The sequence below is a fragment of the Paramicrobacterium chengjingii genome, from assembly GCF_011751765.2.
In the GTDB taxonomy this organism is placed as follows: Bacteria; Actinomycetota; Actinomycetes; order Actinomycetales; family Microbacteriaceae; genus Paramicrobacterium; species Paramicrobacterium chengjingii.
Genome location: NZ_CP061169.1, coordinates 1,058,828 through 1,075,319 on the forward strand (window position 1 = coordinate 1,058,828; position 16,492 = coordinate 1,075,319).

13 protein-coding genes are annotated in these 16,492 nt (G+C 63.7%); 7 read left to right on the top strand and 6 right to left on the bottom strand.

Annotated features, from left to right (window positions below; translation table 11 throughout):
• Window positions 1–30: 30 nt before the first annotated feature.
• The gene (locus HCR76_RS05110) at window positions 31–1,329 is read left to right on the top strand and encodes an acyltransferase family protein (RefSeq protein WP_166988837.1); all 1,299 of its coding nucleotides are present in this window, start codon (window positions 31–33) and stop codon (window positions 1,327–1,329) included.
• A gap of 48 nt (window positions 1,330–1,377) precedes the next feature.
• Here HCR76_RS05110 and HCR76_RS05115 read toward each other — a convergent pair whose 3' ends face one another.
• From HCR76_RS05115 to HCR76_RS05125, 3 genes are read right to left on the bottom strand one after another with little or no spacing between them, the layout of a single operon-like run.
• Window positions 1,378–1,857 (bottom strand): hypothetical protein, encoded by a 480-nt coding sequence (locus tag HCR76_RS05115; RefSeq protein WP_166988839.1) that lies wholly within the window; start codon window positions 1,855–1,857, stop codon window positions 1,378–1,380.
• The gene (locus HCR76_RS05120; RefSeq protein WP_198248145.1) at window positions 1,854–3,374 is read right to left on the bottom strand and encodes a sensor histidine kinase; all 1,521 of its coding nucleotides are present in this window, start codon (window positions 3,372–3,374) and stop codon (window positions 1,854–1,856) included. Before HCR76_RS05120 ends, HCR76_RS05115 begins: the two co-directional genes overlap by 4 nt.
• Complete coding sequence (locus HCR76_RS05125) at window positions 3,371–4,045, bottom strand: response regulator transcription factor (RefSeq protein ID WP_166988841.1); 675 nt, start codon at window positions 4,043–4,045, stop codon at window positions 3,371–3,373. Before HCR76_RS05125 ends, HCR76_RS05120 begins: the two co-directional genes overlap by 4 nt.
• Before the next feature lie 112 nt (window positions 4,046–4,157).
• Here HCR76_RS05125 and HCR76_RS05130 point away from each other — a divergent pair, with 112 nt between their 5' ends.
• The 4 genes from HCR76_RS05130 to HCR76_RS05145 all read left to right on the top strand — a co-directional run bounded on the left by HCR76_RS05130 (window position 4,158) and on the right by HCR76_RS05145 (window position 8,835).
• Window positions 4,158–4,985 (top strand): SGNH/GDSL hydrolase family protein, encoded by an 828-nt coding sequence (locus HCR76_RS05130; protein ID WP_198248146.1) that lies wholly within the window; start codon window positions 4,158–4,160, stop codon window positions 4,983–4,985.
• 146 nt (window positions 4,986–5,131) lie between these two features.
• Window positions 5,132–6,112, top strand: coding sequence for an ATP-binding cassette domain-containing protein (locus tag HCR76_RS05135; protein WP_166988843.1), 981 nt, complete (start codon window positions 5,132–5,134; stop codon window positions 6,110–6,112).
• Window positions 6,109–6,921, top strand: coding sequence for an ABC transporter permease (locus tag HCR76_RS05140; RefSeq protein ID WP_166988844.1), 813 nt, complete (start codon window positions 6,109–6,111; stop codon window positions 6,919–6,921). The genes HCR76_RS05135 and HCR76_RS05140 overlap by 4 nt, the downstream gene beginning before the upstream one ends.
• A gap of 195 nt (window positions 6,922–7,116) precedes the next feature.
• Window positions 7,117–8,835, top strand: coding sequence for a cation:proton antiporter (locus HCR76_RS05145; RefSeq protein ID WP_166988846.1), 1,719 nt, complete (start codon window positions 7,117–7,119; stop codon window positions 8,833–8,835).
• 16 nt (window positions 8,836–8,851) lie between these two features.
• On the opposite strand, the gene HCR76_RS05150 is transcribed toward HCR76_RS05145, so the two are convergent.
• Window positions 8,852–12,034, bottom strand: coding sequence for an ATP-binding protein (locus HCR76_RS05150; protein WP_166988848.1), 3,183 nt, complete (start codon window positions 12,032–12,034; stop codon window positions 8,852–8,854).
• Window positions 12,035–12,075: 41 nt separating this feature from the next.
• On the opposite strand from HCR76_RS05150, the gene HCR76_RS05155 reads away from it, so the two are divergent.
• Window positions 12,076–12,657 carry a class I SAM-dependent methyltransferase gene (locus HCR76_RS05155; protein ID WP_166988850.1) on the top strand — a complete coding sequence of 194 codons (582 nt, stop codon included), beginning with the start codon at window positions 12,076–12,078 and terminating at the stop codon, window positions 12,655–12,657.
• A gap of 125 nt (window positions 12,658–12,782) precedes the next feature.
• Here HCR76_RS05155 and HCR76_RS05160 read toward each other — a convergent pair whose 3' ends face one another.
• Window positions 12,783–13,367: a MarR family winged helix-turn-helix transcriptional regulator gene (locus HCR76_RS05160; RefSeq protein ID WP_166988852.1), complete on the bottom strand. Its 585-nt coding sequence runs from the start codon at window positions 13,365–13,367 to the stop codon at window positions 12,783–12,785.
• A 103-nt stretch (window positions 13,368–13,470) separates the two neighbouring features.
• Here HCR76_RS05160 and HCR76_RS05165 point away from each other — a divergent pair, with 103 nt between their 5' ends.
• Complete coding sequence (locus HCR76_RS05165) at window positions 13,471–15,717, top strand: MMPL family transporter (RefSeq protein WP_166988854.1); 2,247 nt, start codon at window positions 13,471–13,473, stop codon at window positions 15,715–15,717.
• Window positions 15,718–15,733: 16 nt separating this feature from the next.
• Here HCR76_RS05165 and HCR76_RS05170 read toward each other — a convergent pair whose 3' ends face one another.
• A complete protein-coding gene (locus tag HCR76_RS05170; RefSeq protein WP_166988856.1) occupies window positions 15,734–16,483 on the bottom strand; it encodes a tyrosine-protein phosphatase in 750 nt (249 codons plus the stop codon).
• Window positions 16,484–16,492 lie beyond the last annotated feature (9 nt).

The following is a 16,492-nucleotide window of genomic DNA, read 5'->3' on the forward strand; positions in this document are numbered from 1 at the left end:
CGGTGAAGACGCGCGTCCAGAATCGTGTCTATGCATCAACAGACACCGTCACGCGCTCGAGAACGATCGACGCCGTCCTACGTTCCCGCCCTGGACGGTTTGCGCGGCGTTGCCATCGCCGGGGTCGTGCTCTTTCATACCGGGTACCTCTCCGGCGGATTTCTCGGCGTCGACCTGTTTTTCGTTCTCTCCGGTTTTCTCATCACAGGATTGCTCATGCGAGAGGCGGCAGACACCGGTCGTGTTCATCTTGTGCGATTTTGGGCGCGTCGGCTGCGACGGCTGTTTCCGGCGCTGGCGCTCATGATGGGTGGAACGGCGCTTACGGTGTGGGCGCTCGAGCGAACACGTATCGCTCCCTGGGGCAGCGGACTCGTCAACACAACGCTTTCTGACGGATTCTGGGCCCAGCTTAACCTCGTCAATTGGCACCTAATCGCTGAGGATGCGAGCTACTGGGACGCGTTCGGGCAGTCGCGAGTCTTCGAGCATCTCTGGAGTATCGCTGTAGAAGAGCAGTTCTACCTAGTCTGGCCGCTGATGATCGGCCTCGTCGTTGTGGTCACTGCGTTGGGGCGTCGACATTGGCGTACGCACGTTGATGGGGCCGTCATCGTCATAGCAGGAGTGCTCGCGGTTGCGTCATGCATCGTGATGATCGTCGCCGTCGTCCCTGCCGACCCCACACGGGTCTATACAGGAACAGACACCCGGGCATTTTCCCTCTTGATCGGAGCTGCTGCTGTGACGGCTCCCGTCCGCCGGGTCTGCGTACGTTCGGTAAGCGCTCATCCGAGAGTAGTGACCGGAGTGATCGGAGCTCTTGGGGCGGGGCTTGTCGTGGCGTGGATAGCAGCGGACGGAACATCGACGCCGGGTCTTTTTACTGGAGGGCTGCTCATTCACGCGGTCACCTGTGCCGCGCTCATCGCGCTTATTGCCACGGTGACACAGCAGCACGTCAGGAAAGCTGACGGCACTGAGCGGTTGCCAGCTTCCGTGCGTATGTTTCAGAACCGTCAGCTGATGTGGCTCGGAAAAATTTCCTACAGCCTGTATTTGTGGCACTGGCCGGTGATCACGCTGGTTCCAACTCCCGACGACTCAGAAACCGGGATGCTGTTGCACGCGGCACTCGTCAGTGGAGTCTCGCTCGTTGCGGCAGCGGCATCCCGGTACTTCGTGGAAGATCCCATCCGGTTCCGGGCTCGGTGGGCGCGCGGCCGAATCGGGCTCGGTGTGTTCCTCGCCGTGTCTATTCTGCTACTCGCCCTCTGGGCCCTCCTGCCGCAGACAGAGTCGACGGCCATCGATGTCAGCGTGTTGTGAAAGGCACGGTGCAACCCCTGCGCAGTCCTTCACATGGCGAGCAGCGGCTTACGGAAGCACCGGGCAAGTACGCGTCGTGTCAGAACCGACGGTGAAGTGGACGGTCACCGTGGTATCGGGCGATCCGCCCGACTGTATGTGGCTCGCGAGGGCCGTACAGACAATTTGATCCGTCCCAGCATCAGTCGCCTCCGCCGCCGTCAACGGAACGACGATCGACATGCGATCACCGCTGAGCCGTACTTCAGTGCGGGTGACTGTTGTGGACGCCATGGCGGTGGTCACTCCCGACGAACCTGGCCCTGTGAGCAGGAGCGCGATGGCATCTTGTACGTTTCCGAGCCGACCGGTGTCACGCTCCTGAGCGGTGAGGTTGCCGGAGGAGTCGTAGAAGTACAGCGTCATCCCCGCCGCGACACCGGTGGGTGCAGACGCACCCTGATCGACCCCGGAGGGCTCGAGCCCACACCCGGATAGCGTGAGCGCGATGCTTCCTAGTGCAACGGCACTCATGATTCGACGTCTCATGGGCGATCCTCCTTGGGTGTCTCGCTCGCGTCTGGCACGTTCACGGGGAGCCACAGTGTGAACTCAGCTCCGCCGTCATCGCGATTCTGCGCGGTCAGAGTGCCACCGTGCACGATGGCGTTCTCGCGAGCAATGGCCAGCCCGAGACCGCTCCCGTGCGTACGGGTACGCGACGCGTCAGTCTTGTAGAAGCGTGTGAAGACAAAGGGCAGGTCGTTCGGCGGAATCCCCGGGCCCGAGTCGATCACGGCTACGCTCACGCCACCATCACGTGTTGAGATCTCAACGTGCACGGGCGCGTCACCGTGCGTGACGGCGTTCCCGATGAGGTTGGCGAGGATCACGTCCAGGCGCGCTCGATCTGCGCACACGGTGCTGGTTCGCTCGCTGGCACTGCTCTCGGGCACTCTGGTGATGCGAACGTCATCAGACCAGCCGCGAATGCTGACGCATTCTTGCGCGACCTCGGCGACGTCGACGGTCTCGCGCCGCAACCGCGTGGTTCCCGCGTCGAAACGCGCGACCTCCATGATGTCTTCGACGAGAGTTACCAAACGCTGCGTCTCATGAAACGCCAGCTCGGCGGATTCGCGGGCATCTTCGTCGCTGAGATCGGCGTAGTCCGCGCGTGCGAGTACGTCATGGAGCACTTCGACTGCCGCTGTCAACGTGCTCAGCGGAGTGCGGAGCTCATGCGAGACATCGGCGGCGAAACGGCGAGAGCCTTCCTCCATCTGCGCCATTGACTCCATAGAGCTCTGGAGTGACTCCGCCATTTCATTGACCGTGCGCGTGAGCTGCGCCAGTTCATCGACTCCAGCAGATTCTGAACGAGCCGTGAGATCTCCGGACGCCAGACTCTGTGCCGTCGCGCGAAGCCGAGCGACGGGGCGCAAGACACTTCGAGACGCGAGGATCGCGAGAAGCACGGCCACGGGAAGCACAAGTGCCGTCGTGGTCGCCGCATTTCGCACCAGGGCATCCACCTGCTCGTCCACGCCCGTGAGATCGTATGCTGCGTACACCTCGATCCCAGAGGGCGTTCGCTGTCCGCCGGGGGACGTGATCATGACCGGTGTGCCGATCACCAGCCAGGGGGCACCATCGCTTTCCACTCGCTGCATTGACACGCGAGCTTCATCACTGCGCTCCTGCGTCGTGATCGCCGAGCGAAGATCAGGAGGAACCGATTCCCAGCCCGATGCGAAGAATCCGCTGCGTGAGATGTGGTCGTCAAAACTGACCAGGGAGTTCACTCCCACGGCATTTCGGAGCTGATCAAGCGAGTCTTGACGCGGGGGATAGCGTACAGAAGGGGATGCCTGGGTGACACGACTGATCAGTTCTGCGGCTGCGGAGTCCGTGTGTGACCTGATTAACGATGCTGTGGACTGCTGCACACCAGCCCATGCGGCGGCGGCTGCGCCCAGCACCATCACCACGACGAAGGTCCCGATCAGCCGGCCACGCAGCCCAGACGAGGCGCGAACGGCTCGCAGCATCCACGATGGCATCATGCTCGGCTGAATCTGTAGCCGAATCCGCGGACGGTTTCGACATACTCGGGCTGTGCGGGATCGCGCTCGATCTTCGAGCGCAGTCTCATGACACCGTTGTCGACGAGACGAGAGTCTCCGAGATACCCCTGCTCCCATACCTCTTCGAGCAGCTGTTCACGGCTGAGTACCTGACCTGGAACGCGCGACAGCGTCAGGAGCAATCGCAATTCGGTGGGAGTGAGGCTCACCGCGTGACCGTCGACGGTGACAGTGAGCGACACCGTGTCGATCTGTAAGCCACGGTGTACGCGAACCCCCTCAATGTCGCTCACCGAACGGCGCAGAACGGCGCGAATACGAGCGTCTAAGACGGTCGGCTGCACGGGTTTCGTGACGTAGTCGTCTGCCCCCGCCTCGAGCCCGGTGATGATGTCGAAGTCGTCGCCACGAGCCGTCAGCATGATGATGGGCGTCTGGGCGATTTCTCGGATATTCCGGCATACCTCGAACCCGTCGATTCCGGGGAGCATCACATCGAGAATCACAACGTCGATTCCGCCCTCACCGAAGCGCGTCAGAGCGTCCTCACCGTCTTCCGCCGCCTCGACGTCGTGGCCATGACGCTTGAGAGCGAGTTGCATGCCGCGACGCACAAACTCGTCGTCCTCAACCAGCAGGGCCACAACCATGCCCACATGCTACGTGCTCGCCCCCGGAGTGAGGAGGACGAGGCGTGATTTTGCGACAGGACTGTGACACGACGAGGGTGGAGCTGCGACATCGGCTTGTGAGAGTCGACCCATGACATACGCAACGAGGAATTCATATTCAGGTTCGCCGTCGAGTCGTCGCATCGCACCTCCCGTGCGTGTTCTTGCTGTCCTCACCACAGCCGTGGCGGCGTTCGCGCTCACCGCCTGCGACATCAGCCCTGACATGGACTCCACAGAAAACAAGGGCTGGACCGAATCGTCGCAGGCCGTCGAAGCAGGTCTCTCGCCCGTGCTTTTTCTCGGGGACTCCGTGGCAGCGGGGCAGGCAGTGGCGCTGCAACAGGGGTTTGCGGAGAGTGGCGTGAAATTCGTCGACGCGACATCGGTCGGAGGGGGAAACGTTGTGGGTCCTAACGCCGAGAAGCAGTGGGAAACGCTGCCAGACCAGCTGGAGGATGCTGCCGAGGGCGTCGTGATCTATCAGGTGACGACGTATGACTGGGGAACTCCCGATGAGCAGCGTGATGCGTACAGCCGGCTTGCAGAAGCGGCTTCGAGTATTGATGCCGACCTCATTTTCGTCTCGATGCCGCCGCTCAAGCCCGATGACTTCTATGCGCCCCATATGGAGGAGCTCACGTCGGCGAATGAGCAGGCCAAGAGCGTCGCGGATGATCTCGACGGCGTCGAGTATCTCGATGCCAGCACAGTCTGGGGGGACGACTACTCACGGGAGCACGATGGCGCGATCGACCGCAGCGACGACGGTATCCACACCTGTCCACAGGGAGCCGCGCGCTTTGCGAGCTGGACACTCGACGAGCTCGCCGAGCTGTATTCGGGCTTCAAGCCCGCCGAACCTGACGCATGGGCGAACACGGGGTGGGCAGACAGTGATGTGTTTCATGGCTGCTGATCCGCAGGTCGGCGGTTCGTGTGAACGGAATCCTGTTCGCACGAACCGCTTTCAGCACCGCACACGCATGCCAGCTTCGTGACAGTGGCGTGACAGCATCCTGAAAGTGGCTGGGGTGACTCTTGTTCCTGACGAAAGGAACACAGATGACAACCTCAGAACTCGCGGTTGACGCGACCGGGCTCGTCAAGATCTTCGGTGCCAACCGCGCCGTCGACGGCGTCGACCTCAGTGTGCGCGCGGGAACCGTTTATGGAGTTCTCGGCCCGAACGGCGCAGGAAAGACGACGACGATCAGCATGCTCGCCACGCTGCTGCGGCCCGATGCCGGTAGCGCACGCATCTTTGGCCACGATGTACAGAAAGAAGCAGGAGTCGTACGCCAGCTGATCGGCGTGACGGGGCAGTACGCCTCAGTCGACGAATCTCTCAGCGCAACCGAGAACCTCGTGCTCTTCGGCCGCCTTCTCGGCCTCAGCGGCCGCGATGCGAAGCGCACGGCAAACGATCTGCTCGAGGAGTTCTCGCTCACGGATGCCGCACGTCGGCCGCTCAAGAAGTTTTCCGGCGGCATGCGCCGTCGTCTCGACCTTGCTGCAAGCCTCATCTCGCGGCCACCCCTGATCTTTCTCGATGAGCCGACGACAGGTCTCGACCCGCGCACGCGCAACCAGATGTGGGATACGATCCGTCGTCTTGTTGCGGAGGGCTCTACCGTGCTGCTCACGACGCAGTACCTTGACGAAGCAGATCAGCTTGCCGACCGCATCGCCGTCATCGACACGGGGCGAGTTGTTGCCGAAGGAACGGCCAACCAGCTCAAGGCCTCGGTCGGAACCACGGCGCTGCAAGTCCGTCTCGTCGACGACGCAGACGCCGAGTCCGCTGTGCGGACCATGCGCGATGTTCTCGGCTCCCACAACGAACCGGTGGCGCAGGGCGACGCAATCAGCGTGCCGATGGCCGATGCCGACCGAGTGACCGACCTGCTTCTCGAGCTGCGAAACCGCGGCATCCATCTCGCTGAAATGAGCGTTCAGAAGCCGACCCTCGACGAGGTTTTCCTCGCCATCACCGGCCACGCGGCAGAGCCAGCGGCCGACGAGCTCGAAGGAGCACACGCATGACCACAGCAACACTCGACACCCGAGCGCAATCGCTGTCGAACTCAGTCGGCCTCGCCGATGCTCTCTCGCACTCGCTCTCGATGGCCCGCCGCGGCCTCATCAAGATCAAGCGAACGCCCGAACAGCTCGTCGACGTGACTGTGCAGCCGATCATCTTCACGCTCATGTTCACGTACATCTTCGGCGGAGCGATCTCCGGAGACGTGCAGAGTTACCTGCCCGTCATCATTCCCGGCATCCTCGTTCAGACCGTGATCACCACATCGGTCGTCACGGGCGTGCAGCTGCGCGAAGACATGGACAAGGGCGTGTTCGACAGGTTCCGCTCGCTGCCCATAGCGCGCATCGCACCGCTGGCTGGCGCGCTACTCGCCGACACCGTGCGCTACACGATCGCCACAACGCTCACGTTCGTGATGGGCTTCATCATGGGCTGGCGTGCCGAAGGCGGAATCGGCAGCGTCGTACTTGCCGGACTCGCCGTGATCGTGTGCGCATGGGCAATCAGCTGGATCTTCGCATTCTTTGGAGTCATCGCCCGCACAGCATCCAGCGTGCAGGGAATCTCGATGATCATCCTGTTTCCGTTGACGTTCCTCTCGAACGCCTTCGTTCCTGTCGACACGCTGCCCAGCTGGCTGCAAGGCTTTGTGCAGATCAATCCCATCTCACACCTCGTGACTGCCGTGCGCGACCTCGCAAACAACGGCGTCGTCGGAGGCGACCTGGTGATTTCGCTGATCGGCGCCGCAGTGATCGTCGCGGTGTTCGCCCCGCTCACGGTGCGTGCATATATGCGCAAGGCATAACGGGAGCTCCGGGGCGCCCAGCTCGCCCCCGGTTCCCCTGTGGCGGCACGCACTGTGCACCAATTCGGAAAATTTCGACGACACGCCGTGGAAGGCGCTTTCTGCTGCGGCGTGTCGCCGAGATCTCCGAATTTATGCACGGGGCCGCTCAGAGTTCTACGCTGTGAACAGCACAACCCCACACGAAAGGCACAGATGGAGACGTTTCTCATCATCGCGGTGCTCGCCCTCGTGGTCATTGCCGCAGCATCGGCACTCGCGCCGCGCCTCGGGGTGGCGAATCCGCTGTTGCTGGTGGTTCTTGGCATCGGCGTGAGCCTCGTTCCCGCTGTTCCCGACGTGCACATCGAGCCCGAGTGGATTCTTGCGGGAGTTCTGCCACCGCTGCTGTACTCGGCATCGGTGTCCATGCCCACCATGGACTTCCGCCGCGAATTCACCGCGATCAGCGGGCTCTCTGTCGTGCTCGTCGTCGGCAGCGCGGTTGTGCTCGGTCTGTTCTTCTCATGGGTCATCCCCGGGCTCAGCCTCGCGTGGGGAATTGCCCTCGGCGCGATCATCAGCCCGACGGATGCTGTCGCCACATCCATCGTCAAACGCATCGGCGTGAGCTCTCGTGTGGTCACGATGCTCGAGGGCGAAAGCCTGCTGAATGATGCGACGGCGCTTGTGCTTCTGCGATCCGCGGTCGCCGGGGCGGCAGCATCCGTGTCTCTCTGGAATGTCGCGGGAAGCTTCCTGTATTCGGTGGCGATCGCGTCGGTGATCGGCGTTGTCGTCGGCTGGGCAAACCTCGCCGTGCGCTCTCGTGTCGAGGACTCGACAGTCAATACCGTCATCTCGTTCACAATTCCGTTCATCGCCTCAGTGCCCGCGGAGATGCTCGGTGCGTCGGGTCTCGTCGCCGCCGTCGTCGCCGGGCTCGTCACCGGGCGTGGCGCGATCAAACGGCTCTCGCCGTCGCACCGCATTGCCGAGGAACAGAACTGGAAGACCATCGAGCTGGTGCTCGAAGGCGCCGTGTTTCTGCTCATGGGGCTTGAGCTCAAAGCCATCGTCACCGACAGCATCGCCGGAGACAACGGATTCTCGCCGCTGTTGTTCGCCGCAGGTGCATTGGCGATCACGTTGCTCGTGCGCATGGCCTACGTCGGTGTGCTTCTTCTCTCGTCGAGGCGGCGAACACTGCGGCACGCAGACATGCGCCCACGGCTCGACGCCGTGCAGAAACGCGTTGATGCGCGCACGGCCGACCCCGAGGCATTCGCCCGCAAGCTCGCAGCAGGCACGAGCAGAGGTCCGGGGCGTGACCACCGAGATGGCGAACAGAGACGTCGACAGGGGCCGTTGCCTCAGGGGCCGCGCGGGCCACGCAGCACCCGCGCGCTCGAGCGGTTCAATGCGCGGCTCAGGCGCATGGGTGCCGACATCGACTACTTTCTGAACAAGCCCTTCGGTTGGCGCGAAGGCACAGTGGTGGTGTGGGCCGGCATGCGCGGAGCAGTCACGCTCGCCGCCGCGCAGACGCTACCTGGCGAAACTCCGCACCGCTCGATGCTGATTCTTATCGCGTTCATCGTCGCCGTCGGGTCGCTGCTGCTGCAGGGCGGAACGCTGGGCTGGGTGGTGCACCGCGTCAAACCGCGTACCGAAAGCCCTGTCGAGCAGATCGCTGAGCGCCAACGGATGCTGACGCATCTGAGCGAGGTTGCCGATGCCGTGCCGCAAGCCTCCGGCGCCCCAGGAGCACCCAGCCGCGCGCTTGCCATCATTGAAGCGCAGCGTGAAGCCCTTCTCGACGCCCGCAACGACGGCACATACTCGGCCGATTCCCTCACCAATGCGCTTGCGGTGCTCGATGCCGACCAGATTCGCCTGGAGATGCGCGGCGAGGCGTCAAGTTCTCACGAATAGTACCGCGCCGAGGGGCTCAGTCATCGACTGCGGGCCGCTGAGCTTCCGTGCTCGATTGCGCACGAGCCAGCAGGGCGAGAAGGTCGGCAGCGCGGTCGAGGCGAGCAAAAGGGGAGAGGGATGCCGCGAACGCGCGTGCGTCGGCGACAGCATCCGCGCCCCGCGCCCGCTCTGCTTGCTCGAGCAAAAGCGGCGCAGAGAGCACGGAGAAATCTCGCCTGTAGCCCATCCGCTCGGCAAGCACGATGAGATCGACGCCGATCTGGGCCGTTGCGTCGTCGTCGAGGGCGATAGCACCAACAGCTGCGATGCCCGACCCCGTGACCGGCTGGTCGGTTGCCCAGCCTCGCACGCGAATCAACGCGCGAACACGTGCCGAGAGGCGTTCGGAGTCGGCAAGAATCGACTCGCGCGGCACCCCGGAACGGCGCCTGGTCAGCGCCCGCGTCGCCATGGCGAGCACAAGCCACGGCGCGGATCGCCCGCCACTGACCTCGAGCTGTGCTAGCCCGGCGTCGAGAGCGGCGATCGCATCGGCCAGTCGACCATCATGAACGGCGATCTCCGCGTCGAGAGCGAGCAGAAGCCCGCGAAGCTCGCCGGGAGAATCTTCGCCCATGTCGGCCACGAGCGCACGGGCCGCCGACGCGTCGCCCTGGTGAAGTTCGGCGAGCGACAGCATCCATCGTGCCTGAATCATGTCTTCGTCTGCGCTGATCTTTGCAAGCGCGTCCGTCGCAGCATGCGCCCACGGACCCACCTCTGCGACCCGCTCGTTTTGGCTGAGCAGTTGAGCAACGACTGATGCGGCCATCGCCTGCAGCCAGGTGTCTCCCAGAGCCGTTGCCCGAGCATAGCCGGCTCGCGCATACTCCACAGCGCGGTGGTACTCGCCGAGGTTCTCAGCACCGTTTGCGCCGAGCACAGCGGCATGGGCCGCTCGAGCATCGTCGTCGCCCTTCAGGTGTGCGTCGACCCAGGCGAACAGAGACTCGGCGCCCGCATCCGTGCCGATTGGGGGCAGTGCGAGCATCTCCATGAGAGTGAGCGCGCGAGCATCGGTGACGTGCTTCGTTCGTGCAAAGCGTCGAAGTCGAGAGATGGCCGGGTAGGCGACGCGATTCGCGCCGAACATCAGAAACGTCACGGCAAGCATCGCCAAGCCCAGCCCTGCAGCATTGACGATGCGCGGTGAAACGGCATGATCATCGGATGCCGCCAGCACGTCTGTGCCGAAGCCCAAGAACTCCTCGTGCTCGCCCCTGATCGACCAGACGAGTGAGAGCAAGCCGAACAGCGCGTACACCACGTCGCTTGTTGAGCGCGTGATCGCGTGTCGCAGCGCCGCGACCAGATTCTCACGTTCCGCCACAGCGACGGCGAGGGCATCGAGCTGCTGTGCGCCGAGCATCTGATCGAAGAGCTCGAGTGCCAATTCGGTGATCCACTCGTCGTATCGATCCTCGATCGCCGTGCGCTCGCCGGCGTCATCAAGGCGGTCGCGAGCAAATTCGCCAACGGTCTCGAGCAGCCGGTACCGCACGGCCGACCCCTCGTCGCGCACCTGGACGAGCGATTGCATCACGAGGGCATCGAGATCGTCGATGACGTCCGCGCCGTCGCCGGCCACCTCGCCGGCCGCCTCGGCCGTGAATCCGTCGGCGAAGAGCGACAGGCGGCGCAGCGTCGTGCGCTGCTGCGGTTCAAGAAGCTTCCAACTCCAGTCGATGACGGCGAACAGGGTGCGGTGCCGTGCAGGAGCGGAGCGGTCTACGGCGGTAAGCAGTGCGAAGCGGTCGCGCAGTCTGTGCTCAATGTCATCGAGCGACATCGAGCGCACACGTGCAGCGGCGAGCTCGATGGCAAGTGGCAGCCCGTCGAGGCTCGCGCAGATGCGATGCACGGTATCAGGGTCGAGCTCGGCGCCCGGCCTGATCGCGCGAGCGCGCTGCAGAAACAGCTCAATGGCGGAGCCGTGGCCACCCGCATCCGTGAGGGAAAGCTGGGGCAGAGCGATGACCACCTCGCCCTCAATCGCCAGTGGTGACCTGCTTGTCGCCAGAATGCGCAATGTAGGGACGGCGCTGAGCACGTGATCGGCGAGGGATGCCGCCGCATCGACAAGGTGCTCGCAGTTGTCGAGAACCAGCAGCGTCTCGCGCTCGGCGAGCGTCGCCACGGCGCGTGATCGCAGATCGGTGAGCACGAGCGGGTCAGACAATCGGGCGACCGAACTGACCGTGCGGATGCCGAGAGTCGACGTCACCGTGATGAGCACGTCATCGGGGCTCGTCGCTCCGGCCAGTTCGACAACGACAGTGAGAGGCGTCTGTGATCGGCGCGCAACCTCGTGTGCGAGGCTGGTCTTGCCGAGGCCGCCGACGCCGAGGATTGTCGTGAGGCGGTGCGAGGCAACGGCGGTCTCGACCGCGGCAATGTCGGCGTCGCGCCCCACGAGAGGGCCGCGCCGGGCACGCACGCCAATCTGTTTGCGCTGCGGTGAATCATCGCGCAGCAGCAGGGTGTTGAGGTCGACCGCGTCGCTGCCCGGCGTGGTGCCGAGCGTCTCAGCAAGCGCACCACGCAGCCGGGCGAACACGGCAAGCGCGTCAGTTCTGCTCCCGTTTTCAGCGTGTGCGCGCATCAGAAGAACGGCCGAGTCCTCATCAATGGGCGAGGCCTCGACAAGCGGCGTGAGCGCGGAGACTGCCTCGTCGAGGCGACCATCGTTCAGCAGCGCGCGTGCTCGCGAGCGAAGGATGCTTGAATGCAGCGTCGCAGCTTGCACACGGAGGCTCTCGGCGACGGGTGCATCGCCGAGGTCGTCGCCGGGATCGCCGTGCCATTGAGCCAGAGCCGCCGCAAGTTCATCGGGCTCTGATGCGCGACGCGCGATGTCAAGATCGGTGCCGACCGTGAGCCGGTAGCCGGCGGGTCCCGACGCAATGGCATCTGTGCCGAGCAGTCTTCGCGCCCGGGACACCAACGTCTGCAGTGCGGCGCGTGGACGATCGGGCACGTCGTCACCCCAGACGTCATCGACGAGTCGCTGGGTGCTGGCGACGAGAGGGGCTGCAAGTGCGAGTGCGGCGATGAGCCGCCGGGGGAGCGGGCCGGCCACGGGTGCGTCGTCGACGAGCACGGGGCCGAGTACGCGTATGCGCACATTCTCTACGGGGTCGTTCTCTCCCTCTGCCACGTGGTAAGTGTAGTGTTGCGGCGCTGTGCGAGCATGGTGGCATGACGCCGACGTTTGATTGGGATGCCTATTACGAGGCGATGTCAGGCAGGCCGCCGCGCAAAAACTTGATTGTAGCCCTTGAGCATTGGGGCGACCGAGTGCCCGGACGCGCGATCGACCTCGGGGCGGGCGACGGTCTTGAATCTCGTGAGCTTGCCTCTCGCGGCTGGCGCGTCACGGCAATCGACGGCGACGCCGGGTTGCCCGATCGGCTGCAGGGAGTCGAGGGCGTCACTGCGTGGAGGGAAAACTTTGCGCAGATCGCCGAGCTGCCGGCATCCGATCTGGTGTTCTCAGGCTTTGCCCTGCCGTTTTGCCCGCATGAGCACTTCGACGCGCTGTGGGGCGCGATTCGCACCTGTCTGCGCCCGGGCGGCCTTCTCGCTGTCGAGTTCTTCGGCGTTCGAGATAAGTGGGCGGGAACGCCGGGCATGACCTTCCACACCCGAAACGATGTGGAACGGATGCTGTGGGGGCTCGAGACACTGCTTCTCGACGAAGACGAGCGCGAGGGGCGCTCTGTCGACGGTCCGAAGCACTGGCACGTCTTTCATGTGATTGCCCGCTGTCCTGCGGAGTGACCCGCAGGACGTCAGTCGGCATCCTTTTGAGAAAGTTCGGCTACATACGTGCTGAGGTTGTGCAGAGTCTGCTGCCCAGCCTCGATGGCGTTGTGCTGCTCGCCCAGCGATCTGAATCGAAGTCGCTAGTTCGCGGGGGAGTTCGGTTGGGCCCAGTCAAGATCACTGAGGTCTATGTCGTGAGCCATGTCGTCGAGAAAGCGCATGACCACGACGCGCTCGGCGGGACTGAGTCGCGCCGCAGCGTAGAACCGCTTCGCCTGCTGGCGACCGACGGTGGCCATCGCGGCTGCACGCGTCTCTGCCGTGATGGAAATTGCGAGCGCTCGCCGATCGTGGGGGTGCGGCTGCCTCGTAATGTGATTGCCCTTTTCGAGGCGATCGAGAAGCTTGGTCGTGGATGCCGTCGAGATGCCGAGGTGCGTAGCTATCGCCCCGGGGGTCACAGTCAGCTCTCGGTTCTGCGCGACGATCAGGTAATGCAGTGCGCGCATGTCCGTTTGGTTCAGCTTCATGTACCGCAGGGATGCTTCTGACAGTCGTTGCTCCGCGTCGCGCAGGCGGCCAAGCGAACCCATCAGCTCGCTGATCTGGCGCACATCGGCGTCGTCGAGTCCAGACCGATCGATCAGCTGACTCTGTGGGTCGCTCGCGTCGAGTGCGTAGATGTTCGACGAGGTACTCTCGGGGGCCGCGCCGGAGTCCATCATGCACGAGATCTTAGCTGAAACTCGGCGTTACATGCCAAACTATCTGCATGCTAATCTTATTGCTAGCCTAGCTAGCGAAAACTGTTCAGTAGGGGATACGTAGATGCGCGAGAAGAATTTCGACGACGTGGAGGCGTTGCCCACACGTGAGTCTCTGCATAAGCGCCGCGGTTCGCCGCGGTGGCTGCGCATCGCCATACCGGCACTTCTCATTCTTGTGTGGCTCGCCGCGGCATCCGTCGGTGGACCCTACTTCGGCAAAGTCGACGAGGTGTCCTCGAACGATCAGACCAGCTACCTGCCGAGCTCGGCCGATGCCACCAAAGTGCAGAAGCTCAGAGAAGACTTCAGCGACTCAGACGCCATTCCAGCGATTGTCGTGTTCTCCAGTGACGACGAGCTGAGCGACGAGAAGATCGATGCGGCAACCGATGCGCTTGAAAGTCTCGCTGGCGCCTCCGGCGTCGCTTCAGACATCTCCCCGCCGATCCCCTCCGATGACGGGCGCGCACTTCAGTCGTTTGTCCCCATTGATGCGGATGCTGATGTCGGCGACGTCGTATCGAGCATTGGCGATACTCTTCGTGCAGCAGCGCCCGATGGCATCGCCGTTCACGTCACCGGCCCAGCGGGCTTCTCGGCGGATCTTGTTGCCGCATTTGCCGGCATCGACGGGCTTCTGCTTGGTGTCGCTCTTCTCGCTGTCTTCATCATCCTGATCCTCGTGTATCGCTCCTTCCTCCTGCCGATCGCCGTGCTGTCGACAAGTCTGTTCGCGCTGTGCGTTGCGCTGCTCACCGTATGGTGGCTCGCAAAGGCTGAGGTGCTGCTTCTGAGCGGGCAGACTCAGGGCATCCTATTCATTCTGGTCATCGGCGCCGCCACGGACTACTCGCTGCTCTATGTCTCCCGCTATCGGGAGGAGCTGCGCGTCAATACCGATAAGTGGGCGGCGAGCATGCGCGCCATCCGCGGATCGTTCGAGCCGATCATAGCCTCGGGCGGAACCGTCATCGCCGGGCTGCTCTGCCTGCTGCTGAGCGATCTTAAGTCGAACAGCACGCTCGGGCCCGTCGCGTCGATCGGCATCGTCTTCGCTATGCTCTCGGCGCTCACTCTCCTGCCCGCGGTGCTGTTTGTCTTCGGCCGTGCGGCGTTCTGGCCGCGTCGGCCCCACTACGAACCGGATGTCGTTGCCGACGAGCACGGCATGCCCTCGACGGGTATTTGGGTGAAGGTCGCACGCACGATTGCGCGGCGTCCTCGGACCATCTGGGCCGTGACGGCACTTGTGCTGCTCGCAGGAGTCGTCGGCGCAACGCAGCTGAATGCCGTCGGTGTTCCACAGTCAGATCTCGTGCTCGGCGACTCGGAGGCGCGCGACGGGCAGGCGGTTCTCGGTGAGCATTTCCCCGGCGGGTCAGGCAGCCCCGCCGTCGTCATCGTCGACGAGGATGCCCTGCTGGACGCCGCCGACCTGCTTCGCAAGCATGACGGAGTGGACAACGTCACCGTCATCTCCGCTGATTCGCCGAGCGGGTCGGCAACGATCACCGATGATGGCATCACAGCGTTCGGCCCTCCCGGCACGCCCGCGCCCGACCCGACGGTTGTCGACGGCGACGTGATGCTGCAGGCGACGTTATCTGATGCGGCCGATTCTGATGCGGCAGCAGCGACGGTTCGCGACGTGCGCACAGAGCTCGCAGACACGTTCCCCGGCACCCTCGTCGGCGGCGTGACGGCGACGGCCATCGACACGAACGATGCTTCCATCCACGATCGCAACCTCATCATTCCCGTGATCCTCGTCGTGATCATGGTGATCCTGATGCTTCTGTTGCGTTCGATTCTCGCGCCGTTGCTGCTCGTGCTCACCACGGTGTTGTCGTTCGGCACGGCGCTCGGCGTTGCGGCGCTCGCCTTCAATGGAATCTTCGCGTTCCCTGGCGCAGACCCCGCGGTTCCGCTGTATGGATTCGTCTTTCTTGTGGCCCTGGGAATCGACTACAACATCTTCCTCATGACGCGAGTGCGTGAAGAGTCGCTCAAGCACGGAACGCGAGACGGCATCGTTCGCGGACTGGCCATCACGGGCGGCGTCATCACGTCGGCAGGTCTCGTGCTCGCCGCGACGTTTGCCGCTCTCTCGGTGATTCCCGTGCTCTTCCTCGTGCAGATCGCGTTCATCGTGGCGTTCGGTGTGCTGCTCGACACGTTCATCGTGCGTTCGCTCCTCGTGCCTGCCCTCAGCTACGACATCGGGCGCGCGATCTGGTGGCCGTCGAAGCTCTCACGTCGCGGGCGTGACGCGCAGTTGGGCGAGGGCGCGCACAAACACGTGCGTTGATTGGCTGGTCACCTGGTCAGTCGCGTGGCGCCGTATTCTCGACGAGGCTGTTCTGCAGCGCAGTGAGCGTTCGCTCGTCGAGGCCGTTCGACAGGAAGTACTCGCGAGATCCGCCGTACTCGGCGTCAACGGTCTCGAGCGCTGCACGCATCGCGTCAGCATCCGTTCCGCAGACAACCTCCTCGATTTCTGGCGTCACCTCGAAGCCCATCTTCCGCACAAGCCCGAGCATTCTCTCGCTCCAGGCACCAGCAAGGTTCTCGGCCGAGATCACGTAATCAACAATGATGTCATCGCGCGGGACCCTGACGGCATCAAGAATGAGCGCAAGCGACACCCCCGTGCGGTCTTTGCCCGCCGTGCAATGCACGAGCACGCCGCCCGTCGCTCGAAGCGCGACCCACTCGGCTATGCGAGCAAAGCTCTCACCGGCCTCGGCGACGAGGTCGTTGTACAGCTCGGCGAGTGTGGGAACCTGCGTCACGGTGTCGTGAACGGCGCCCTCGAGAAGCGGAAGCGAAACGTAGTCGGCAAGCGTCGATTCGTCGAGCATCGGCCGTGTCTGCTCCATTTCGACTCGACTGCGCAGGTCGAAGATCGTGGAGATGCCCATCTGGCGAAACTGATCGATGCCGGCGGGCGTGAGGGCAGCGAGCGCATCTGATCGAAAGAGCCGACCACGACGGATGCTGCCGCCCGACGCCGGCAGACCGCCGACGTCGCGAAAATTGCTGAGCCCCTCGGGGAGCTCTGTGGTCACCGTCACGGCCGCCTC